This window comes from Actinoplanes sp. NPDC048988 (assembly GCF_043197815.1).
Classification (GTDB): domain Bacteria; phylum Actinomycetota; class Actinomycetes; order Mycobacteriales; family Micromonosporaceae; genus Actinoplanes.
This window is the reverse complement of sequence record NZ_JBICTW010000013.1, coordinates 133711-154384: the sequence shown is the minus strand read 5'-3', so window position 1 is coordinate 154384 and position 20674 is coordinate 133711. Positions and strand designations below refer to the sequence as shown.

Sequence of the window (20674 nt, the reverse complement as noted above, 5' to 3'; positions counted from 1 at the left end):
CAATCCGTTATTGAGCAGGTGCAGAAAATAACCGGGGAGTTGATCTTGCCAACAGTCCACTTCGGCGTTCGTTAAATCCTCTTTACGGGCGTCGTCCCCCGGACGTGGAGTGCCTGGTAGATGACGACTTGGGTCCCGCCTCCGCGAGGAAAGCACATCGGACTGAAAATTAGTCTCATGAGGACATTGCGCCGAGTTGAGGGTGCTGGCATGCTACCCGATGTCGTGCTGGGGGGCGCTCACCGTAACGTTCGCGTCGAGCCACCGAAACTACTCTCGGTAGTCACCGCGCGAAGTTCACAGCTAGTCACCGCGCGACTAGGCGCGCGCGTGGAGAGGAGGCCCGGCAGTGGCGACTTCGCCGCAGCTACCCCTCGCCGATGATCTGTTTCTCACCGCCCACGACTCCGTCAAGGGCAAGTGCCTGCTCTCCCCGGCCACCCTCGGCCTCGGCATGGCCGCCGCCCTGATCGGCGAGCTGGTGCTCTGGCGCCGGCTCGATCTGGTCGACGGCAAGATCCAGATCATCGACGACCGCCCCACCGGGGACCCGGCGGCCACCGCCGTCCTCGACCAGTTGCTGCGCGAGGGCCACCACCGGGCCATCCGCGACTGGATCTCGTTCCTGGCCACCGGCATCGCCGTCGACCTGGTCGAGCGCCGCCTGTCCCGGGCCGGCCTGGTGCAGCGCCAGGAGAAACGCGGCCTGTTCGGCGCCAAGGTGTCGTTCGTGCCGAGCGATTCCATGATCGCCGGCTGGCCCGCCACCCGCATCCGCACCTTCATCGGCCGCGGCGAGATGCTCGACGTCCCCGACCTTGTCCTGGCCGGGCTCATCCTCGCCACCGGACTCGACCAGCACGTCTTCGTCACCCTCGACACCCGCGGCCGCACCCAGCTGTTCGACCAGCTCAAGCGCCGTCTCCCCGCGATGCTGCACGAGCTGGTGAGCCAGACCGAGGCCGCCGTCGGCGACGCCGTCATGGCCCGCCGAGCCTGACCTCCCGCGACCACCTTCCCCTTCCCAACCCCCTCATGGAGATACGCGTGTCCACCACGTCCACACAACCCCCTGAACAGAGCCAGCTGTCGAACGCACTGGCCCGCGACCGGCTCGGCGTCGCCGCGGTCGTCTTCTTCGTGATGTCCGCGGCCGCGCCGCTCACCGTCGTCGCCGGCGTGGTGCCGACCGGTCTCGCCGTCACCGGTCTGACCGGCATCTCCATCGCCTTCGTGGCGGTCGCCGTGGTGCTGGCCATCTTCGCGGTCGGCTACGTCGCTATGGCCCGCCACATCGCCAACGCCGGCGCGTTCTACGCCTACATCTCCCAGGGTCTCGGCCGTCCGCTCGGCGTCGGCGCCTCCTGGGTGGCCCTGCTCGCGTACAACATGTTCCAGATCGCGTCGTACGGCGGCTTCGGCGCCATCGCGGCCCCGCTGTTCTCCGACTGGTTCGGCCTCGACGTCAAGTGGTGGGTCCTCGCGCTGATCTGCTGGGCGCTGACCGCCGTCCTCGGCGTGCTCGACGTCGCCGTCAACGGCAAGGTCCTGGCCACGCTCCTGGTCGCCGAGATCGTCGTGGTGATCGCGTTCAGCTTCGCCGACATCTTCTCGCCGAACTTCTCGGCCTCCTCGGCCCCGCTGGACCCCGGCACGCTGGTCGGCGCCGGCTCGGGCGCGCTGCTGGTCATGGCCGTCACCGGCTTCGTCGGCTTCGAGCAGTCGGTGGTGTTCTCCGAGGAGTCGCGCGACCCGCGCCGCACGGTCTCCCGGGCCACGTACCTCTCGGTCGCCATCATCGCCGTGCTGTACGGCTTCGCCGCCTGGGCCATGATCTCGGCCGCCGGTGACGACGTGGTCGGCCGCGCCGCCAACGAGGGCCCCGACCTGTTCTTCAACGTCGCCTCCGACCAGCTCGGCGGGGCCGCCCTGCACATCGGGCACGCGCTGTTCCTGACCTCGCTGATCGCCGCGATGATCTCGTTCCACAACATCATCTCGCGCTACACGTTCTCGCTGGGCCGTGAGGGCGTGCTGCCCCGCGCGTTCGGCAAGACCGTGCCCGGCACCGGCGCGCCCAAGAACGGCTCGCTGGCCCAGTCGGCCCTCGGCCTGATCGCCATCGTCGTCTACGCCGTGAACGGCTGGGACCCGCTGGTCAACATGTTCTTCTGGGGCGGCACCGCCGGCGGCCTGGGCGTGCTGATCCTGGTCAGCATCACCTCGATCGCCGTCATCGGCTACTTCCTCAAGCACCCCGAGGGCGAGGACGTCTGGCACCGCATCGGCGCCCCGGTGATCAGCACCATCCTGCTGATCATCATGACCTACCTGGCGATCGACAACATCGCGACGCTGCTCGGCGTGGAGCCCGGCAGCGCGCCCGCCATCGTCGTACCGCTGTCGTTCGCCGTTCTGTTCGTCGCCGGCCTTCTCTGGGCGCTGATCCTGCGGTCCAGCAACCCCCAGGTCTACGCCGGCATCGGGCTCGGAGCCCGCAGCGCCACCGCAACGGGGGGCGGCGGGTTCTCCGCGGCCCTCGCCAGCACCGAGGAGAGCAAGTGAGCTACGGCACCATCCGTCCCGCCCGCGAGAACGAGATCGCCGACGTCGGTCTGCTGATCAGCCACTCGTTCTTCGAGCTGGACGCCAACCGGTACCTCGTGCCGTCGCTGGACGACCGGCTGCGGGTGATGGCCGACTTCTTCACGCTGCTGACCGAGTCCGCGGCCCGGGTCGACGTGATCGACAACCCGGACGGCGAGGGCCTGGTGGCTACGGCGGTGTGGTTCGACTACACCAAGGAGTCGGCCGGACCGGAGAACTACGAGGAGCGCCTGAAGACGCTGGCCGGTGACTACCACGACCGGTTCGTCGCGCTGGACGAGCTCTTCGAGAAGCACCACCCGCACGACCCGCACTGGCACCTGGCGTTCCTCGCGGTCCACCCCGACCACCAGCACCACGGTCTGGGCAGCCTGCTGATGAACCGCACGCACGACGAGCTCAAGGAGACCGGCGTGCCGGTCTACCTCGAGGCGACCAACCAGAACAACGTGCGGCTGTACCGCCGGACCGGCTACGTCGACATGGACCCGTTCGAGATGCTGCTGCCCGACGGCACGGCGTTCTACCGGATGTGGCACGCGGCCTGATCCGTCGCCGGCCTTCCGCTGTCTTCACCAGCGGAAGGCCGGCCCCCGGGTGACGCCGCCGGGAATCAGCGGGCGCTGGGTGTAGTGCCAGGACATGGCCACGACGACCTGGCGGTCGCCGTGCTCGGGCCGTAGGTCGGCCGGGCCGCAGGTGTGCCGCAGGGCGAAGTCCGTGAACATCAGACTTTTGCATCGGTACGGGCCGGCGACCACGTCATCGGTGTCCGCGTCCCGTACGGTCAGCTCGATGTCGGCCTGCACACCGGGCATCGCCTCCATCTGACCGGCCACCCGGACGGACCCGCCCAGGGCGTGGCACGGCTTGGCCAGCACCGGATGGCCCAGATCCCAGCTGTACTCGTCACCGCAGCGCCACGGCCCGAACTGTGCCTCGGCCCGGCCGGGCCCGACGGTCACCCCGACGCCGGTCGGCCCCACCGAGACCCGCGCGCCCGGTGGCCGCGCCGACGCCTCCGAGCTGGGGATCGCGTCGCTGCCTCCGCCGCCGCTCAGTTCGCCTTTCCCGGCGCTACCCGACATGAGACTGCCGGAGATCGGCGGGAGGCCGGCCGCGACCGGCGGTGGCTGTGGGGCTTTCACCGCGGCCTTCGGGGCACCCGCGGCCGCGCTCGGCATCGCCGACGGCGACGTGACGGCCGGAGCCGCGGTCACCCCCGAGCCGGGGGAGTCGAGCAGCTGCCACGCGTTGAAGCCGCCCACGCCGGACACGGCGACGGCCAGGCCGATCAGCGCGACCATCATCCCGGGCCGGCGCCACTTCCAGGTGCGCGGCCCGTTGCGCGGGCGCTTCCGGCCGCTCGGGGCCGGCCGGGACGACGGATGCGACACGGCGCGCAGACCCAGGCTCGCGGTGGCCGCGCCGTCGTGCTCCTGGGTCTGCCCGGCCAGGGCGGGAACGCCGGTCATCTCGCGGGCCAGCTCCCGCAGGGCGGAGACCAGCTCGGCGGCCGTCGGGCGGCGGGCCGGGTCCTTGGCCAGGCACCACGCGATCAGCTCCCACACCGGGGGCAGGACGCCCGGCGGGCACACCGGCTGCTCGTCGAGGTGCCCGCGCAGCACGGCCAGCGGCTCACCGGCGTACGGCGTCGAACCGGTTATCAGCTCGTAGAGGACGACGCCGACCGCGTACACATCGGACGCGGGGGAGGCCTCGCCCTGGATCGCCTCGGGCGCCATGTAGTGCGGGGTGCCGACGATGGCGTGCGGCGTGGTGAGCCCCGCGGCGTCGAGCACCCGGGCGATGCCGAAATCGGTCAGGCGCACCTCGAAACGGCCGGCGGCCTCCTGCAGCAGGATGTTGTCCGGCTTGACGTCGCGGTGCACCACGCCGAGCTCGTGGGCCTGGGTGAGCGCGGCGGCGACCTGCGCGAGCAGCTCGGCCGCGTCGGCCGGCGGCAGGGTGCCCATCGCCCGCACGTACTGCCGGAGGCTCCCGCCGGAGACATAGTCCATGACCAGCGCGAGCGAGCCGCCCACGCTGAACAGGTCGCGGACGCCGACGATGTTCTCGTGCCGCATCATCATCAGGATCGTGCGCTCCTGCACGAACCGGATGACCAGCTTCGGCTGCCGCAGAAGGCCTTCGTGCAACAGCTTGACCGCGACGTCGGCGCCCGTGGACCGGTCGATGCCACGCCAGACGGTGCCGGTGGCGCCGTGCCCGACGGGACAGACCAGGACGTACGAGTTGCCTACGCATCGCCCGCTGAGGTCGGCGGTGGCGGCTTCGCCTCCGATGAGTCCACCGGTTAGGGAGGGGGATGACTGCACCTGTGGTCGGATCCTTCCATCGAGCGCGTCCAACGTGGCCGAACCGCGACGATCGTCCAGATCGATGCCGGTACGGGCAACCACCCGGCGCCCGTTCTGTCACAGAAGGTCAGTCCGCGCCGGTGGCCGTCACCCCGCCCCGGCGAGTCTCGTTCTCCTCCCGCCACAGCGACGCGTCCCGCTACCGTGGCGGGCGACGAGTGGCACGGCGAGGCGGGGGCGAGCGTGGGCGAGACGGATCCGATCTGGCCGGCGGTGGACGAGGCCCGCCGCTGGCTCGACCTGAACAACGGCACGATGCCGCTGGAGCTGACCTGCCGCATCCTCAAGGTGACCGAGGAGGCCGGCGAGGCCGCCGCGGCCTGGATAGGCATGCTCGGCCAGAACCCTCGCAAGGGCGTCACCCACACCCGCGACGACGTGGCGGCCGAACTGGCCGACGTGGCCTTCACCGCCCTGGTCGCCATCGCCAGCCTCGACCTCGACCCTCACCGCGCGCTGGCGGACTGCGCCGGCAAGCTGCGCTCCCGCCTGAGCCCGCCGGACCCGCTCTCCTGGCCACCCCACCCGGCCTGACCTCACCGCCCGAAGGCGCGCAGCCGCAGCGAACCTGTTTCGGCTCGCGCAAGCGGCGGGTGGGCTGGATCTTGGGCAGTAGGGTGAGTTCGTGCCTGTTCCTCCCTACGTCGTTCGCATGCGTGCGCACGTCGGCCATGAACTGCTGTTTCTGCCCAGCGCCAGTGGCGTTGTCGTCGACGGCGACGGGCGGGTGCTGCTGGCTCGGCGGGTCGACAACGGGCGGTGGTCGGTGCCGGCCGGGACCGTCGATCCGGGTGAGCAGCCGGCCGAGGCGGCGCTGCGGGAGGTCTTCGAGGAGACCGGGATACGGGCGGAGATCGTCCGGCTCGCGGGGGTGGCCACCCATCCGGTGGTCTATCCGAACGGGGACCAGTGCGAGTTCCTGAACGTGTGGTTCCTGTGCCGGGCGCTGTCCACCGAGGCCACTGTGGCGGACGACGAGTCGCTGGAGGTGGGGTGGTTCGCGCCGGAGGCGCTGCCCCCGCTCGACGACTGGTCGAAGCTGCGTATCGAGGCCGCCCTGTCGGGGGACACCGCGGCCTGGTACGCCGCCCCGGGCGAGAAGCACGCGGCGCTGAACCAGCCGGACGCGCTCTGATCGTCGCCGCGCGGGGTTGACGCGAGCTTCGGTAAGTCGTAGCTTACGGTTCGTGGCGACTTACCGACCTGATGGGTGGGAGATCCTCGGAGATCCGACCCGGCGTGCCATCGTCGCCTGTCTGGCGGAGCGGCCCCGGGCCGTGGGCGAGCTGGCCGAACAGCTGCCGATCAGCCGGCCGGCGGTGTCCCAGCACCTGAAGGTGCTCAAGGAGGCCGGGCTCGTCGACGACGAGGCGGCCGGCACGCGGCGGGTGTACCGGCTCAACCCGGCGGGCGTGGCCGCTCTGCGCGATCAACTCGATGCCTTCTGGAGCCGGGCGCTCCGGGGTTATCAAGAGACCGTCGAGGAGGAGACGACATGACGGAGACTTCGGCACCCACGGTGGTGCGGCAGATCGTGGTCAAGGCGCCCGTCGAGCGGGCGTTCGAGGTGTTCACCCAGCGGTTCGGGGACTTCAAGCCGCGTGAGCACAATCTGATGAGTTCACCCATCGTCGAAACGGTGTTCGAGCCGAAGGTGGGCGGCACCATCTACGACCGCGCCGAGGACGGCACCGAGTGCCGGTGGGCGCGGATCCTCGCCTACGAGCCGCCGGCCCGGGTGGTGTTCAGCTGGGACATCGGGGTCCAGTGGACGATCGAGGAGGATCTGGCGAACGCGAGCGAGGTCGAGGTCCGGTTCATCGCCGAGGGCCCCGACCAGACGCGCGTCGAGCTGGAACACCGCCACATCGACCGGCACGGTCCCGGCTGGGAGTCGCTGCGCGACGCCGTCGGCCACTCCGAGGGCTGGCCGCTGTACCTCGCGCGCTACGAGGCGCTGTTCCAGTGAAAAGGGCTACTGACGAGTGTTCTTCTGGGTGTACTGGCTGATCTGGCTCAGGTTGTAGCGGGCGCTGTCCTCGGCCCGCTCCTCCCAGGCGAAGACGCAGACCGTGGCGATGCCGTCGAAATCGACCTCGTGCAGGGTGCGGAAGAAGGTGTCCCAGTCGACCTCGCCCTGGCCGATGTCCAAGTGCTGGTGGACGCGGGCCGTCGAGCCGGGCGGGTTGACGATGTAGCGCAGGCCGGACGAGCCGCGGAAGTCGAACGAGTCGGCTATGTGGACCTGGGTGAGCAGCGGACCCGCGTACCTCATGATCGCCTCAAGGTCTCCGCCCTGATGGAAGGTGTGCGGGGCGCAATAGAGGAACGACACGCGGTCCGAGTTGATGCCGCGGATCAGGTTGACGGCCGCGATGCCGTCCTCGACGAAGTCGTCCGGGTGGGGTTCGAGGACGAGCCGGACGCCCTCCCGTTCGAAGATCGGCAGCAGCTCCTCCATCGAGCGCCAGAACTGGGCCTCGCACTCGTCCGGCCGTGACGGGCGGCCGTTGAACTCGGAGTTCATCACGTCGACGCCGAGGTCCACGGTGATCTCGATGGCGCGCTTCCAATACCGTACGGCCGCCTGGCGTTCGTCCTCGGACGGGCCCGACCAGCGGTAGAGCGGCAGAACGGACGCCACCTCCACCTCGGCCGCGGCCAGCGCCCGCTTGAAGGCCGCCACCCCCGCCCCGTCCACCCGGGGGTGGACGAAGAACGGCAGGAAGTCGTCGCGCGGGGACATCTCGATGTGGTGGTAGCCGAGGTCGGCCACCACCCGGGGCAGGTCCAGCAGCGGCACCTGGCGCAGCATGTACGGGTCGAGGGCGATCTTCACGCCGCCACCTCTACGCCGTACAGCTTCGGGCGTTCGGCCAGCGCCACCGGCACCCGCGAGCCGGTTCGCAGGGCGGCCACGCCCGCGTCCGACACGGCCGCCGCCGCGTAGCCGTCCCAGGCGCTCGGGCCGACCGGCCCGCCGCCCGCCGCCAGGGAGTCGATCCATTCCTGGAACTCCACGTCGTACGCCCGCAGGAAGCGCTCCCGCCAGTCGGCCGGCACCGGATCCGCCGCGACACCGCCGTGCCGGATCGTGACCAGCGAGGCGTTGCCCAGCGCGGCCGTGCCGTTCTCGCCGACCACCTCCCCGCGGATGTCGTAGCCGTACCGGATGTTCACCGAGATCTCCACGTCGACCAGGACGCCGCCCGCCATCTCCATCACCACGAACAGCGGATCCTGCAGGTCCCCGCCGTTGCCGCTGCGCCGGGGAACCAGGACGCGGATGGCCGCCACCTCGTCCTCGAACAGCCAGCGCACCATGTCGATCTCGTGCACGGCGGTGTCGGTGATCGCCATCTCCTTCGCGTAGAACGACGGCACGCTGGCGTTGCGATGGGCGCAGTGCATCATCAGTGGCCGGCCGATCGCGGCGAGGGAGGCCTTCAGCGCCCGGTATTCCGCGTCATAGCGGCGCATGTACCCGACTTGCACCAAGCGGCGGCCCGAGGCCACTTCGGCGTCGACGATGCGGAGGCAGGCCTCCTGCGTGGTCGCGAGGGGCTTCTCGCAGAACACCGGTTTGCCCGCCGCGATCGCGGCCAGAACGTATTCCTCGTGGGTGGGGCCCCACGAGCAGACCACCATCGCGTCCACATCAGCCGAGTTGATCACCGAGGATCCGGAAGCGTGGACCTGGGCGCCGATGCGCGCGCCGACCGACGCGGCCACCGCGGTGTCGACGTCCGTCACCGCGGTCACCTGGACGCCGGCCAGCACCGTCGTCATCCGGCGGATGTGGTCCTGGCCGATCATGCCAGTGCCGATGACTCCAACCTTCAGCATGAATGCCCCTCAGCGCTTCAGCTCGTGCGACAGCTCGGCCAGCTCGTCGCCGCCGGCCATCTGCTGGGTCAGCTCGTCGAGGCCGACCTGTTTGCGGGTCTTGTCCAGCGTCGTCGCGCCCAGCTTGAGGATCACGAAGTGGTCGCCGACCATGTACGCGTGATGCGGGTTGTGGGTGATGAACACGACGCCCAGTCCCGCGTCACGGGCCGCCGCCACGTACTTCAGGACCACGCCGGACTGCTTGACGCCCAGCGCCGCCGTCGGCTCGTCGAGGATCAGCACCCGCGCCCCGAAGTAGACCGCCCGGGCGATCGCCACGCACTGGCGCTGGCCGCCGGAGAGCGTGCCGATCGGCTGGTTGATGTCCTTGACGACGATGCCCATCTTGCGCAGCTCGGCGTCGGCGATCTCACGCATCTGCCTGACCTTCAGCCCGGCCAGCGGATAGCGGCCCGCGGTCAGCTCGGAGCCGAGGAAGAAGTTGCGCCACACCTCCATCAGCCCGACCACCGCCAGGTCCTGGTACACCGTGGCGATGCCGTGCGACAGGGCCTCGCGCGGTGAGCCGAAGTTGACCTCTTTGCCGTCGACGCGCAGGCTGCCCTCGTTGTGCGGGTGCAGGCCCGAGATGATTTTGATCAGGGTGGACTTGCCGGCGCCGTTGTCGCCGAGCACGCAGGTGACCTCGCCCGCGTTGACCCGCAGGTTGATGCCGCGCAGGGCCCGGATGGCGCCGTACGACTTGCCGACGCCCTCCATCTCGACGAGCGGCTCGCCGCGGTGCAGGCCTCTGTCGGCGTGGTCGGCCAGGGTATCGGTCATCGCTCAGCCGACCTTCCTTCTGGTGGACATCCGTTTCACGTACAGGTTGACCAGCACCGCCAGCAGCAGCATCACGCCGAGGAAGGCCTTGAACCAGTTCGGGTCCCAGCCCGCGTAGATGATGCCGAGGCTGGTCATACCGAAGATGAAGGCGCCGATGGCGACGCCTATCGCGTTGCCGTAGCCGCCGGTGAGCAGCGTGCCGCCGACGACCGCGGCGATGATGTAGAGGAACTCGTTGCCGACGCCGCCGCCGGCCTGGAGCGTGTTGAACCGGAAGAGCTGGTGCATCCCGACGAACCAGCCCAGGAACGACACCACCATGAAAAGCCCGATTTTGGTACGGACCACCGGCACGCCGACGGCCCGGGCGCTGTCCGCGTTCCCGCCCACCGCGAAGATCCAGTTGCCGACGCGGGTCCGCTGCAGCGTCCACGCGGCGAGCGCGACGAAGAAGATCCACCAGAGCACCGACGTCCAGATCGTCACCGACCCGATCTTGAAGCTGGACGCGAAGATCGTGCCGAGCGAGTCGAAGCCGTCGATGTTGCTGATGTCCGGGGTGGAGACCGTCTCGGTGACCAGTTTGGTCACGCCCAGGTTGGCTCCCTGGAGCACGAAGAAGGTGCCCAGGGTGATGAGGAAGCTGGGAATGCCGGTCTTCATCACGAGATAGCCGTTGATGAAGCCGATCAGCAGGCAGAACACCAGCGACAGGGCCGCGCCGAGCCACAGGTTGACCCCGTAGTACCAGCAGAACATCGAGCTGAACAGGCCGGCCGTGTAGACGATGACGCCGGAGGAGAGGTCGAACTCCCCGCCGATCATCAGCAGGCCGACGCCGACCGCGACGATGCCGATCACCGACGACTGGTACAGGACGGTGAAGAACGACTCGGCCGACCGGAACGACGGCGCCAGGATCAGGAAGAAGATGAAGATGATGATCGCCGCGACCAGGGCGCCGATCTCGGGCCGGGCCAGGAGCCGGCTGACCAGGGCCGGCCGGACCCGTTCGGCCGAATGGGAGGAGGGCGCCGGAGCGACTGTCTGAGTCATGACGGTACCTCCTCTACCGCGTGTTGTTCTTGGTGAACGGCAGGATCTTGTCGATGTTCGCCGAGTCCACGAAGGACGGACCGGTCAGCACGGCCTTGCCGCCGCCGATGTCGTTGCCGTTCTTGAGGTTCAGATAGAGCGAGGTGACGGCCATGTAGCCCTGCACGTACGGCTGCTGGTCGATCGAGAAGAGGATGTTGCCGCTCTTGATCTCGGTCGCGGCCTGCTCGTTGAGGTCGAAGGTGACCAGCTTGGCCTGGCTGCCGGACTGCTGGCGGGCCTTGATGGCGTCGAGCGCCTGCGGGGCGCCGAGCGTGACGATGGCGTCGATCGACTTGTCCTGGGCCAGCTTGGCCTGCAGGGTCGAGGTCACGGCCGCGTCATCGGCCCCGTTGACCTGGATGTTCTCGGTGCCGGGGACGGAGCTCTTCACACCCGCGCAGCGCGCCTCGAGGGCGACCGAGCCGGTCTGCTGGATGACGCAGAGCGGGTGCTTGGTGCCCTGCTCGGCCAGCCTCTTGCCGGCCTCGGTGCCGGCCAGGGTCTCGTCCGAGCCGAAGTACATCAGGGCGCCGAGCCGCTGGTAGTCGTTGATGCCGGAGTTGAAGCCGACCACCGGGATCTTGGCGTCGGTGGCCGCCTTGACCGCGCCGGCCAGGGCGTCCGGCGTGACCAGGGTGGTGGCGATGCCGTTGACCTTGGAGTCGACCGCGTTCTGGATCAGGACGGCCTGCTTGGGCGCCTCGGGGTCGTTGGAGTATTTCAGCGTGATCCCGGTGTCCTTGGCCGCCTGGTTGGCGCCGTTCTTGACCTTGTCCCAGAACGTGTCGCCCGGCGTCTCGTGCGTGATGAAGGCGATCGTGTAACCGGAGCTCCCGGCGGCGTTGCCGCCGCTGGTATCCGTCTCGTCGGTCTTCTCGCGTCCGCCGCCGCTGCACGCGGTGGCGGCGAGGACCACGGCCGCGCCGAGGGCGGCGATCCGGAAGGTACGGGTCCGAGCGGTCATATCTTCTCTCCTGAGGGACGGGATGTGAGGCCACGGCTGTTCAGGTAGGCGCGGGTCCGCTGGGCGATCGGCAGCGGGACGTCGAAGTCGACCGGGTACATGTCCTGCTCGACGACCACGAAGATCTCGGCGTCGAGCTCGCCGAGCGCGTCGAGCACGGAGGGGACGTCCGGCTCGCCGGCCGGGGGTTCGACGCTCGCGCCCATGGCGACGGCCTGGCCGAAGGCGAGGTCTTCGGCCACGGCCCGCCGGGCGATGGCGGGGTCCATCTGTTTGATGTGGACGTAGCCCACCCGTTCGGGATATTTCCGGATCAGGCCGGGGACGTCGGCCCGGCGGTACGCGAGATGCCCGGTGTCCAGGCACAGCGAGACGAAGCGGGGATCGGTCTCGTCGAGGAAACGTTCGGTCTGCTGCTGCGTCTCCACCTGGTAGTCCGCATGCGGGTGGAAGCGCATGTGCACCCCGTACTCCTCGAGCAGCACGCGCCCGAGGGTGTTGGTGTTCCTGATCAGAGCGGCCCAGGCGTCCTCGCCGAGGGTCGCGGGCTCGAGATAGGCGCCCGTTTTGTCGTCCCGGTAGCCAGGCACTGGGACGAAAACGACATTTTGCGCACCGACGGCCGAGGCCAACGAGGCCACCTTGCGGGTCTCCTCGAGAACGGAGTCGAAGTCCTTGTGCGGCCCACCGGCGCCCGCGACCGTTCCGCCGGCACACGACAATCCGCGCGACTCGAGCTCGTCGCGCAACTGCGACGGATCGGTGGGCAAGTATCCGTACGGGCCGAGCTCCAGCCACCGATATCCCGCCGCGACCATCTCGTCGAGGAACCGGTCCCACGGCGTCTGCTGAGGATCGTCGGCGAACCACACGCCCCACGAGTCGGGGCAGCTGCCGAGTTGCAGGTGTCGGATTTCCATGGATATCAGCTCGCAGTCGGGAAGTGGAGGGACGCGTCGGAGGTGGCGGACACGTGCGGCCAGCGGGAGGTGACGACCTTGCCGCGGGTGTAGAACGAGACGCCCTCGGGACCGTGGATGTGCTTGTCGCCGAACAGGGACGCCTTCCACCCGCCGAAGGAGTAATAGGCCATCGGCACCGGGATGGGCACGTTGATGCCGATCATCCCGACCCGGACCCCGCGCTGGAACCGCCGCGCCGCCTCGCCGCTGCTGGTGAAGATCGCGGTGCCGTTGCCGTACGGATTGCTGTTGATCAGGTCGATGGCCGCGTCGACGGTGTCCGCGCGGACCACCGACAGCACCGGCCCGAAGATCTCCTCGGTGTAGACGTCCATCGACGGCACCACCTGGTCGAGCACAGTCGGCCCGACGAAGAACCCGTCCTCGTACCCGGGAACCCGAAGCCCGCGCCCGTCCACCGTGACCTTCGCGCCCTGGCGTTCGCCGCTGTCGATCAGCCCTTCGATCCGCTGCTTCGCCGCCGCCGTCACCACCGGGCCCATCTCCGACTTCGGATCGCGCCCGGAACCGACCACCACGTCGCCCGCCTTGCGGGTCACCAGGTCGACCAGCGCGTCGCCGGCCGCGCCGACGGCCACCGCGGCCGAGATCGCCATGCACCGCTCGCCGGCCGAGCCGAACGCCGCCGCCGTCAGGTGACCGGCCGCGAAGTCGAGGTCGGCGTCGGGCAGGATGATCGCGTGGTTCTTGGCCCCGCCGAGCGCCTGCACCCGCTTGCCGTGCGAGTTGGCCTGCTCGTGGATGTAGCGGGCGATCGGGGTGGACCCGACGAACGACACCGCCGCCACGTCCGCGTGGTGCAGCAGCGCGTCGACCGCCACCTTGTCGCCGTGCACGACGTTGAAGACGCCGTCCGGCAGCCCGGCCTGCTTGAGCAGCCCCGCGATGTAGTTGGAGGCCGACGGGTCGCGCTCGCTCGGTTTGAGCACGAACGTGTTGCCGCAGGCGATCGCCACCGGGTACATCCACATCGGCACCATGGCCGGGAAGTTGAACGGCGTGATCCCGGCGCAGACGCCGAGCGGCTCCCGGAAGCTGAACACGTCGACGCCGGTCGAGGCCTGGTCGGAGTACGAGCCCTTGAGCAGTTCGGGGATGCCGCAGGCGAACTCGATCACCTCGAGCCCGCGCTGCACCTCGCCGGCCGCGTCCGAGAGCACCTTGCCGTGCTCGTCCGAGACGATCTCCGCGATCTGCTTGACGTTCGCGTTGACCAGCTCACGGAAGTTGAACATGATCTTCGTGCGTTTGCTCAGCGAGGCCTGGCTCCAGGTCTGGAACGCGATGCGGGCGGCCGTGACCGCGGCGTCCACGTCGGCCTCGGAGGCCAGCACCACCTCGTGCTGCTGACGGCCGGTGGCCGGGTTGTAGACGCGGCCGCGCCGGTCGCCGGACCCGGCGGTGAACTCGCCGTCGATCCAGTGCTCGATGGTTGCCATGGCGTTCTCCTAGAGGTATTGCCGTTGGTCACGTTTCGCGGCGTCGTAGGTCTCCCGCGCCGCCCGGGTGCTCCGCAGGGACGAGACCTCCGGCACGGGCACGTCCCACCACGACTCGGAGGACGGCACCGGGGACAGCGGATCGGTCTCGATGTGCACGACGGTCAGCCGGTCGGAATCGCGGGCCCGCTTGAGCCCGTCGCGCAGGTCGGCGATGGTGCGGCAGCGGATCACGGCGGCGCCCAGGCTCTCCGCGTTCACCGCGAGATCGACCGGCAGGCGGCCGCCGTCGTAGTCCTGACCGGCGCCGCGGAACTGGTAGCTCGTGCCGAACCGCTGCGAGCCGAGCGACTCCGAGAGGGCGCCGATCGAGGCGAAGCCGTGGTTCTGCACCAGGACCAGGATCAGCTTGATGCCCTCGGCCACGGCGGTGACGATCTCCTGCGCCATCATCAGGTACGAGCCGTCACCGACCAGCGCGTAGACCTCGCGCGACGGGTCGGCCAGCTTGATGCCGAGCGCCCCGGCGATCTCGAAGCCCATGCACGAGTAGCCGTACTCGACGTGGTACTGCTTCGGGTCGCCGGCCCGCCACAGCAGTTGCAGGTCACCGGGCATGCTTCCGGCCGCCTGCACCACGACGTCGCGTGTTCCGCACACCTCGTTCACGGCCCCGATGACCTCGCTCTGGGCGGGCAGGGGTCCATGTCCGAGGTGGTACGCCCTGCCGACCGTCTCCTGCCACAGCGCGACATCGGCGCGGAAGTCGTCCGGGAACCGCCGCCCGTCCAGGGCTGCCAGCAGTTCCGACAGGCCGGCCCGGGCGTCGGCCACCACCGGGTACGCCGATTCCTTGTGCGCGTCGAACGACGCCACGTTGATGTTCACGAACTTCACGGACGGATGCTGAAAGGCCGTACGGGAAGCGGTCGTGAAGTCGCTGTATCGCGTGCCGACACCGATGATCACGTCGGCCTCGCGGGCCAGCCGGTTCGCCACCGGGGTGCCGGTCGAGCCGACGCCGCCCACCGACTGGGGATGGTCCCAGCTCAGCGCGCCCTTGCCGGCCTGCGTGTCGGCCACCGGGATGCCGGTCTCGCGGGCGAACTGGTCGAGCTCGGCCGACGCCTCGGAGTAGACGGCGCCGCCACCGGCGATGATCAGCGGACGCCTGGCCTCGCGGATCACCTCGGCCGCCCGTGCCACGAACGCCGGCTCGGCCAGCGGCCGGGCCACGTGCCAGACCCGCTTGGCGAACAACGCGTCGGGGAAGTCGTACGCCTCGGCCTGGACGTCCTGGGGAAGGCAGAGGGTGACCGCGCCGGTCTCCGCCGGGTCGGTCAGAACCCGCATCGCGGCCAGCAGGGCCGACGGCAGCTGCTCGGGCCGCCAGATCCGGTCGAAGAAACGGGACAGCGGCCGGAAGGCGTCGTTCACCGACACGTCGTAGCCGCGCGGATCCTCCAGTTCCTGCAGCACCGGTGACGCGGCCCGGGTGGCGAAGACATCGGAGGGCAGCAGCAGGACCGGCAGCCGGTTGACGGTGGCCAGGGCGGCCCCGGTCAGCATGTTCGTCGAGCCGGGCCCGATGGACGCCGTACAGGCCAACGTGGACAGCCGGTTCTTCATCCGGGCGTAGCCGGCCGCGGTGTGCACCATCGCCTGCTCGTTACGAGCGAGCCGGTACGGAAGATCGGCCTCACCGGTGCGCTGCGCCTGAAGAAGGGCCTGGCCGATCCCGGCCACGTTGCCGTGCCCGAAGATGCCCAGGCAGCCGGCGATCGTGCGCTGCTCGGCGCCGTCGCGCTCGGTCCACTGGTTGGCCAGGAACCGCACCACGGCCTGCCCTACGGTGAGTCTCACAGACGCGTCCTTTCGGTGTGGGTGGTCATGGGCAACCGCGGGTCGACGGGGACACCGGTCCACGAGGAGCGCACCCAGCCGTGCGCCGGGTCGTCGCGCACCAGCCACTCGCGGGCGCCGGGACCGGCCATCACGTTGAGGTAGTAGAGGTCGTAGCCGGGGGCGGCCATCGACGGGCCGTGCCAGCCGTACGGGATGAGCACGACGTCGCCCGAGCGCACCTCGGCGCACACGTCGATCGGGCGGTCGGGATGCCCGTACACCCGCTGGAAGCCGCACCCCGACGTGCCCGCCGGCGACGCCGCGACCTCGAAGTAGTAGATCTCCTCGAGGCTCGACTCGCCCTCGCCGGCCTCGTCGTGCTTGTGCGGCGGGTACGACGACCAGTTGCCGCCCGGGGTGAGCACTTCGCAGGCGATCAAGCGGTCGGCCTCGAAGTCCTCCGGGGTGCAGAAGTTGTTGACCTGCCGGCTGGCCTGCCCGGCCCCGCGCATCTCGACTTTCACGTCCTGAGCCGCGCCGTAGCGGAACGGCAGCCGCCTGCTCGCCCGCGCCGCCGGCAGCGCGAACCGGCCGCCGTTGGGGGCGCGCACGGTCACCGTGGAGTCGCGCGGCACGTACGCGAAGTCGGTGACCCGGGAGAAGACCGAGCGCCGCCCGGTCAGCGTCATCCGCTCGTCGTCACATGTCACGTCGCAGCCGCCGGACAGCGGCAGGACCAGCATCTCGTCCGGCCCGGTGACGAACTTGGCCCGCGAGCCCACCGGCAGGTCGAGCACCCGCAGCCCGCTGTACCGCCAGCCCGCGTTCTCCGGCGTCACGACCAGGTCGAACGGCTTGTCGGCGGTGCTGCCCCGCCGCATCAGCGGATTGACGCGCGCGCTCATAACAGTCCCACCGCTCGGTCGACCGCGTCGGCCACGGACCCGCTCGCCGGGTAGAGCAGCGACCGCCCGATCACCAGCCCCTGCACGGTCGGCAGTTCAAGAGCTTTCCGCCAGGCCGTGTACGCGGCCTCGCCCTCACCGCCGAGGATGAGCGCGGGCAGCGTCGTCGCGGCCATCACCCGCTCCATGTCGTCGACGACCGGTACCTTGAGCCACGTGTAGGCCGAGGTGGTCCCGAGCCCGGCCGCGACGGTCACCGCCCGGATCATGGCCTCGGCGGTCAGCTCGTTGCGGACGCGGCCGTCGACGCGGTGCGAGATGAACGGCTCGACCATCGCCATCTTGCGCCGGGCGGCCAGCGCGCCGATCGCGGTGCCGCACGCTTGCAGAGTGGCCACCGTGCCGGGATCGGTGGGGTCGATGCGCAGCAGCATCTTGCCGCCCTCGTAGCCGGCGGCCGCGATGGCGCCCGCGTCGTAGGCGGTGAACCGGTCGTCGATCTCGAAGCTGGTGCCGGCGAGGCCGCCGCGGTTCATCGAGCCGATGACGACCTTGTCGTCGAGCGCGCCGAGCAGCAGAAGGTCCTCGAGGATGTCGGGGGTGCCGAGGACACCGTTGACGCCGGGCCGGCTCAGCGCGGTGCCAAGCCGGTCGAGCAGGTCGGCCCGGTTGGCCATGGCCAGGGGGTCGTCGCCGGCCCGCAGCGCCCCTCGCGCCGGATGGTCGGCCGCGATGATCATCAGCTTGCCGTGCGGCCCGAACAACCCGGCCGGCCGGCGGCGCGAGGACGCGGCGGCGGCGATGGCGGCCGGGCGCCGGGTCCGGATGTCGAGGAGGCCGTCCAGGTCAGGCATGCCGTGCTCCTTCGATCAGGGCCCGCACCTCGTGTTCGGTGGGCATGGCGTCGGCGCAGGACAGTCGCGAGGCGACGATGGCTCCGGCGGCGTTGGCGAAGCGCATCGTCGCCTCGAGCTCCCACCCGGCGAGGAGTCCGTGGCAGAGGGCGCCCCCGAAGGCGTCACCGGCGCCGAGCCCGTTGACCACCTCGACCGGCACGGGCGGCACCTCCACTTGCTCGCCGCCGCGTGACGCCACCACCCCGGCCGGCCCCTGCTTGATCACGGCGAGGTCGACGCCCGCCTCGTGCAGCGCGGCGGCCGCCTCGGCCGGTTTCCGCACGCCGACCGCGGTCTCCGCCTCGTCGAGGTTGCCCACGGCGACCGTCACGTAGGGCAGCGCCTCCGCGTACCACCGCCGGGCCTGCTCGCGTGTGGACCAGAACATGGGCCGGTAATCGAGGTCGAACACCGTGATGCCCGACTTCTCGCGATGTTTGAGGGCGGTCAGTGTGGCGGTGCGGCTGGGCTCCTGCGACAGGCCGGTTCCGGTGATCCAGAAGATCCTGGCGTTCCTGATCGCCTCGAGATCCAGTTCGGACGGATGGATCTCCAGGTCGGGCGCCTTCGGGAAGCGGTAGAAGTAGAGCGGGAAGTCGTCGGGCGGGAAGATCTCGCAGAACGTCACCGGCGTCGGCAGCGCCGCCACCGGGGTGACGAACCGGTCGTCGACCCCGAAGCCGCGCAGCGCGTCGTGCAGGAACTCGCCGAAGGGATCGTCGCCGGTGCGCGTGATGACCGCGGCCCGGCGGCCGTAGCGGGCGGCGGCGACGGCCACGTTGGACGCGCTGCCGCCGAGGAACTTGGCGAAGGTGCGCACTTCACGCAGCGAGACGCCGGCCTGTTCGGGATACAGGTCGACGCCGATACGTCCCATCGTCAGTACCTCGTCCGCGGGCATGCGCGAGCCTCCGGGTGCGATCTCCGGCGAATGATCAGATTTCGGGCACGATGAGGCGTGCCGTGTGCCGTGCTTGAATCCGGCGCGTTGATCGAGATGATCGCCGTCGGTAACCGCTCGGCGACGCTAGGTTTGCTGCCTTCGATGTAATAGCTTGGAGCGGTCTACGTCAATACTTTGTCATGACAAACTGATGATCCGAGGGGGAGCAGTGACATCGGACCTGTCGCCGCCGTTTCGACCGGTCGAGGTGGACCGCACGAGCCCGGTGCCGCTGTATTTCCAGGTGGCGACCCGTTTGCAGGAGCTGATCGAGAAGGGCGACATCGGCGTCGGCGCCCGCATCGAGAACGAGGTGGACCTGGCCGAACGCCTCGGCGTCTCCCGCCCGACGACGCGGCGCGCCATCCAGTACCTGGTCGAGCGCGGCATGCTGGTGCGCAAGCGCGGCGTCGGCACGCAGGTCGTCCACCCCAAGGTCCGCCGCCCGGTCGAGCTCTCCAGCCTGTACGACGACCTGGTCGCCGGCGACCGTTCCCCCCGCACCGAGGTGCTCGAGCTGCGCACCATGCCGGCCCCCGACCCGATCGCCGCCGCGCTGGAGGTGGCGCCCGGCAGCGAGGTCACCTGGATCGAGCGCCTGCGCTACGCCGGCGGCGAACCGCTGGCCCTGATGCACAACGCCATCCCGGTCGACGTCCTCCGCCTGACCCGCGAAGCCCTGGCCACCCACGGCCTGTACGAACTGCTGCGCCGAGCCGGCCTCACCCCCCGGATAGCCACCCAGGTGATCGGCGCCCGGTCCGCCACGGCGGCCGAGGCCCGGGTCCTCTCGGAGAAGCGAGGAGCTTCCCTGCTGACCATGACCCGCACGGCATGGGACGCGGGCGGCCGCGCCCTCGAATACGGCAGCCACGTCTACCGGGCCAGCCGCTACAGCTTCGAACTCAACCTCTCCGCCGGCTGATCGCGGTCAGACGCCGGCTTTGCGGGCGGCGGACAGGAGGCTCTCGGCGGCTTGGCGTAGGCCCTCGATCTGGTCCAGTTCGGTGTCCTCGTGTTCGATGTTGACGGCCATGTCGGGGTCCACGGCGTGCAGGGCTTGGAGGAACGGCACCCAGAAGTCGTCGCCGTGGCCGCGGCCCACGGCGACGAACTGCCAGGACGGGCTTTGCGGCCACTGGTTCAAGGTGTTGGCGCCGCCCAGGTTGAGCGGGTTGTTCTCGGCCGGCGTACGGGTGAACCGGTCGTCGAGGACGCCGTACAGCTTCACGTTGTCGCCGTTGATGCGCGTGTCCTTGGCGGCGGCGTGGAAGACCAGATCACCGAGATGGCGGACGGCGGCGACCGGGTCGATGCCCTGCCAGAACAGGTGGCTCGGGTCCATCTCGGCGCCGACGTGGGTCGCGCCGGTCTGCTCGACCAGGCGGATCAGGGTGGGCGGGTTGAAGACCAGGTTGTGCGGGTGCATCTCGATGCAGACCTTCACGTCGGCGTCGGCCGCCCGGGCCTGGATGTCGCGCCAGAACGGGATCGCCACCTCCCGCCACTGACGGTCGAGGACGTCGAGATATTGGCTGTCCCACGGGTTGACCACCCAGTTGGCCACCGTGGCGCCGGGCTCGCCGCCGGGCAGGCCCGACATGGTCACCACCCGTTTGACGCCCAGTTCGGCGGCGAGTTCGATGGTGCGGTGCAGGTCGGCCGCGTGCTTCGGGCCGACCGCCGGGTCGGGGTTGAGCGGGTTGCCGTTGACGTTCAGGCCGGTCAGCGTGATGCCCGCCTGCCGGTAGCGGCCCAGGTAGTCCTCCCGGGCGCCGGCGCTGGCCAGCAGATCGCCGATGGGGATGTGGGGCGCGGCGATGAACCCGCCGGTGTTGATCTCGGCGCTGGTCAGGCCCAGCTCGCCGAGGATCTTCAGGGTCTCGTCGAGGGAACGGTCGTGCAGGCAGGCGGTGTAGGCGCCGAGTCGCATGGGGGA

Annotated in this window: 21 protein-coding genes; 8 read left to right on the top strand and 13 right to left on the bottom strand. The window is 69.9% G+C overall.

Annotation, left to right across the window (positions count from 1 at the left end; all coding sequences use genetic code 11):
* Positions 1 to 349 precede the first annotated feature (349 nt).
* From ACGFJ7_RS32680 to ACGFJ7_RS32670, 3 genes are read left to right on the top strand one after another with little or no spacing between them, the layout of a single operon-like run.
* Positions 350 to 1000 carry a GPP34 family phosphoprotein gene (locus ACGFJ7_RS32680; protein ID WP_360253478.1) on the top strand — a complete coding sequence of 217 codons (651 nt, stop codon included), beginning with the start codon at positions 350 to 352 and terminating at the stop codon, positions 998 to 1000.
* Positions 1001 to 1047: 47 nt separating this feature from the next.
* Positions 1048 to 2565: an APC family permease gene (locus ACGFJ7_RS32675; protein ID WP_392645594.1), complete on the top strand. Its 1518-nt coding sequence runs from the start codon at positions 1048 to 1050 to the stop codon at positions 2563 to 2565.
* Positions 2562 to 3155, top strand: a complete 594-nt coding sequence (locus tag ACGFJ7_RS32670) for a GNAT family N-acetyltransferase (protein WP_360253474.1) — start codon at positions 2562 to 2564, stop codon at positions 3153 to 3155. The genes ACGFJ7_RS32675 and ACGFJ7_RS32670 overlap by 4 nt, the downstream gene beginning before the upstream one ends.
* Positions 3156 to 3179: 24 nt before the next feature.
* Here the strand turns inward: ACGFJ7_RS32670 and ACGFJ7_RS32665 are convergent, their stop codons facing one another.
* Positions 3180 to 4946, bottom strand: coding sequence for a serine/threonine-protein kinase (locus tag ACGFJ7_RS32665; RefSeq protein WP_392645592.1), 1767 nt, complete (start codon positions 4944 to 4946; stop codon positions 3180 to 3182).
* A 297-nt stretch (positions 4947 to 5243) separates the two neighbouring features.
* Here ACGFJ7_RS32665 and ACGFJ7_RS32660 point away from each other — a divergent pair, with 297 nt between their 5' ends.
* From ACGFJ7_RS32660 to ACGFJ7_RS32645, 4 genes are all read left to right on the top strand, one after another.
* Positions 5244 to 5522, top strand: coding sequence for a hypothetical protein (locus ACGFJ7_RS32660; protein WP_360254020.1), 279 nt, complete (start codon positions 5244 to 5246; stop codon positions 5520 to 5522).
* 91 nt (positions 5523 to 5613) lie between these two features.
* Positions 5614 to 6123 (top strand): NUDIX domain-containing protein, encoded by a 510-nt coding sequence (locus ACGFJ7_RS32655; RefSeq protein WP_392645590.1) that lies wholly within the window; start codon positions 5614 to 5616, stop codon positions 6121 to 6123.
* 52 nt (positions 6124 to 6175) lie between these two features.
* Positions 6176 to 6487 (top strand): metalloregulator ArsR/SmtB family transcription factor, encoded by a 312-nt coding sequence (locus tag ACGFJ7_RS32650; RefSeq protein ID WP_360253468.1) that lies wholly within the window; start codon positions 6176 to 6178, stop codon positions 6485 to 6487.
* Complete coding sequence (locus tag ACGFJ7_RS32645) at positions 6484 to 6957, top strand: SRPBCC family protein (protein WP_360253466.1); 474 nt, start codon at positions 6484 to 6486, stop codon at positions 6955 to 6957. Before ACGFJ7_RS32650 ends, ACGFJ7_RS32645 begins: the two co-directional genes overlap by 4 nt.
* Before the next feature lie 6 nt (positions 6958 to 6963).
* Here the strand turns inward: ACGFJ7_RS32645 and ACGFJ7_RS32640 are convergent, their stop codons facing one another.
* The 11 genes from ACGFJ7_RS32640 to iolC are packed head-to-tail and all read right to left on the bottom strand — an operon-like array spanning position 6964 to position 18669.
* Positions 6964 to 7827 carry a sugar phosphate isomerase/epimerase gene (locus tag ACGFJ7_RS32640; protein ID WP_360253464.1) on the bottom strand — a complete coding sequence of 288 codons (864 nt, stop codon included), beginning with the start codon at positions 7825 to 7827 and terminating at the stop codon, positions 6964 to 6966.
* Positions 7824 to 8834 carry a Gfo/Idh/MocA family oxidoreductase gene (locus ACGFJ7_RS32635; protein WP_392645588.1) on the bottom strand — a complete coding sequence of 337 codons (1011 nt, stop codon included), beginning with the start codon at positions 8832 to 8834 and terminating at the stop codon, positions 7824 to 7826. Before ACGFJ7_RS32635 ends, ACGFJ7_RS32640 begins: the two co-directional genes overlap by 4 nt.
* Positions 8835 to 8843: 9 nt before the next feature.
* Complete coding sequence (locus tag ACGFJ7_RS32630; RefSeq protein ID WP_360253460.1) at positions 8844 to 9659, bottom strand: ATP-binding cassette domain-containing protein; 816 nt, start codon at positions 9657 to 9659, stop codon at positions 8844 to 8846.
* Positions 9660 to 9662: 3 nt separating this feature from the next.
* On the bottom strand, positions 9663 to 10718 hold the full coding sequence (locus ACGFJ7_RS32625; protein ID WP_360253458.1) for an ABC transporter permease: 1056 nt from the start codon (positions 10716 to 10718) through the stop codon (positions 9663 to 9665).
* Positions 10719 to 10731: 13 nt separating this feature from the next.
* Positions 10732 to 11724, bottom strand: a complete 993-nt coding sequence (locus tag ACGFJ7_RS32620; RefSeq protein WP_360253456.1) for a sugar ABC transporter substrate-binding protein — start codon at positions 11722 to 11724, stop codon at positions 10732 to 10734.
* A complete protein-coding gene (locus tag ACGFJ7_RS32615; RefSeq protein ID WP_360253454.1) occupies positions 11721 to 12644 on the bottom strand; it encodes a TIM barrel protein in 924 nt (307 codons plus the stop codon). Before ACGFJ7_RS32615 ends, ACGFJ7_RS32620 begins: the two co-directional genes overlap by 4 nt.
* 5 nt (positions 12645 to 12649) lie before the next feature.
* Positions 12650 to 14146, bottom strand: coding sequence for a CoA-acylating methylmalonate-semialdehyde dehydrogenase (locus ACGFJ7_RS32610; RefSeq protein ID WP_392645585.1), 1497 nt, complete (start codon positions 14144 to 14146; stop codon positions 12650 to 12652).
* Between the two features lie 9 nt (positions 14147 to 14155).
* Positions 14156 to 16009 carry a 3D-(3,5/4)-trihydroxycyclohexane-1,2-dione acylhydrolase (decyclizing) gene (gene iolD, locus ACGFJ7_RS32605; RefSeq protein WP_392645583.1) on the bottom strand — a complete coding sequence of 618 codons (1854 nt, stop codon included), beginning with the start codon at positions 16007 to 16009 and terminating at the stop codon, positions 14156 to 14158.
* Positions 16006 to 16896, bottom strand: coding sequence for a 5-deoxy-glucuronate isomerase (iolB, locus tag ACGFJ7_RS32600; protein ID WP_392645581.1), 891 nt, complete (start codon positions 16894 to 16896; stop codon positions 16006 to 16008). The genes iolD and iolB overlap by 4 nt, the downstream gene beginning before the upstream one ends.
* Positions 16893 to 17750 (bottom strand): aldolase, encoded by an 858-nt coding sequence (locus tag ACGFJ7_RS32595; protein ID WP_360253446.1) that lies wholly within the window; start codon positions 17748 to 17750, stop codon positions 16893 to 16895. The genes iolB and ACGFJ7_RS32595 overlap by 4 nt, the downstream gene beginning before the upstream one ends.
* Positions 17743 to 18669: a 5-dehydro-2-deoxygluconokinase gene (gene iolC, locus ACGFJ7_RS32590; protein ID WP_392645579.1), complete on the bottom strand. Its 927-nt coding sequence runs from the start codon at positions 18667 to 18669 to the stop codon at positions 17743 to 17745. The genes ACGFJ7_RS32595 and iolC overlap by 8 nt, the downstream gene beginning before the upstream one ends.
* 235 nt (positions 18670 to 18904) lie before the next feature.
* Between iolC and ACGFJ7_RS32585 the strand changes: the two genes are divergently transcribed.
* On the top strand, positions 18905 to 19660 hold the full coding sequence (locus ACGFJ7_RS32585; protein WP_360253442.1) for a GntR family transcriptional regulator: 756 nt from the start codon (positions 18905 to 18907) through the stop codon (positions 19658 to 19660).
* A gap of 6 nt (positions 19661 to 19666) precedes the next feature.
* On the opposite strand, the gene ACGFJ7_RS32580 is transcribed toward ACGFJ7_RS32585, so the two are convergent.
* Positions 19667 to 20668 (bottom strand): sugar phosphate isomerase/epimerase, encoded by a 1002-nt coding sequence (locus ACGFJ7_RS32580; protein WP_360253440.1) that lies wholly within the window; start codon positions 20666 to 20668, stop codon positions 19667 to 19669.
* Positions 20669 to 20674 lie beyond the last annotated feature (6 nt).

Coding starts and splice junctions, on each gene's coding strand:
- ACGFJ7_RS32660 (WP_360254020.1), top strand. CDS start 5,244: ATGCCGCTGGAGCTGACCTGCCGCATCCTCAAGGTGACCGAGGAGGCC.
- ACGFJ7_RS32645 (WP_360253466.1), top strand. CDS start 6,484: ATGACGGAGACTTCGGCACCCACGGTGGTGCGGCAGATCGTGGTCAAG.
- ACGFJ7_RS32635 (WP_392645588.1), bottom strand. CDS start 8,834: ATGCTGAAGGTTGGAGTCATCGGCACTGGCATGATCGGCCAGGACCAC.
- ACGFJ7_RS32630 (WP_360253460.1), bottom strand. CDS start 9,659: ATGACCGATACCCTGGCCGACCACGCCGACAGAGGCCTGCACCGCGGC.
- ACGFJ7_RS32625 (WP_360253458.1), bottom strand. CDS start 10,718: ATGACTCAGACAGTCGCTCCGGCGCCCTCCTCCCATTCGGCCGAACGG.
- ACGFJ7_RS32620 (WP_360253456.1), bottom strand. CDS start 11,724: ATGACCGCTCGGACCCGTACCTTCCGGATCGCCGCCCTCGGCGCGGCC.
- ACGFJ7_RS32615 (WP_360253454.1), bottom strand. CDS start 12,644: ATGGAAATCCGACACCTGCAACTCGGCAGCTGCCCCGACTCGTGGGGC.
- ACGFJ7_RS32610 (WP_392645585.1), bottom strand. CDS start 14,146: ATGGCAACCATCGAGCACTGGATCGACGGCGAGTTCACCGCCGGGTCC.
- iolB (WP_392645581.1), bottom strand. CDS start 16,896: ATGAGCGCGCGCGTCAATCCGCTGATGCGGCGGGGCAGCACCGCCGAC.
- ACGFJ7_RS32595 (WP_360253446.1), bottom strand. CDS start 17,750: ATGCCTGACCTGGACGGCCTCCTCGACATCCGGACCCGGCGCCCGGCC.
- iolC (WP_392645579.1), bottom strand. CDS start 18,669: ATGGGACGTATCGGCGTCGACCTGTATCCCGAACAGGCCGGCGTCTCG.
- ACGFJ7_RS32580 (WP_360253440.1), bottom strand. CDS start 20,668: ATGCGACTCGGCGCCTACACCGCCTGCCTGCACGACCGTTCCCTCGAC.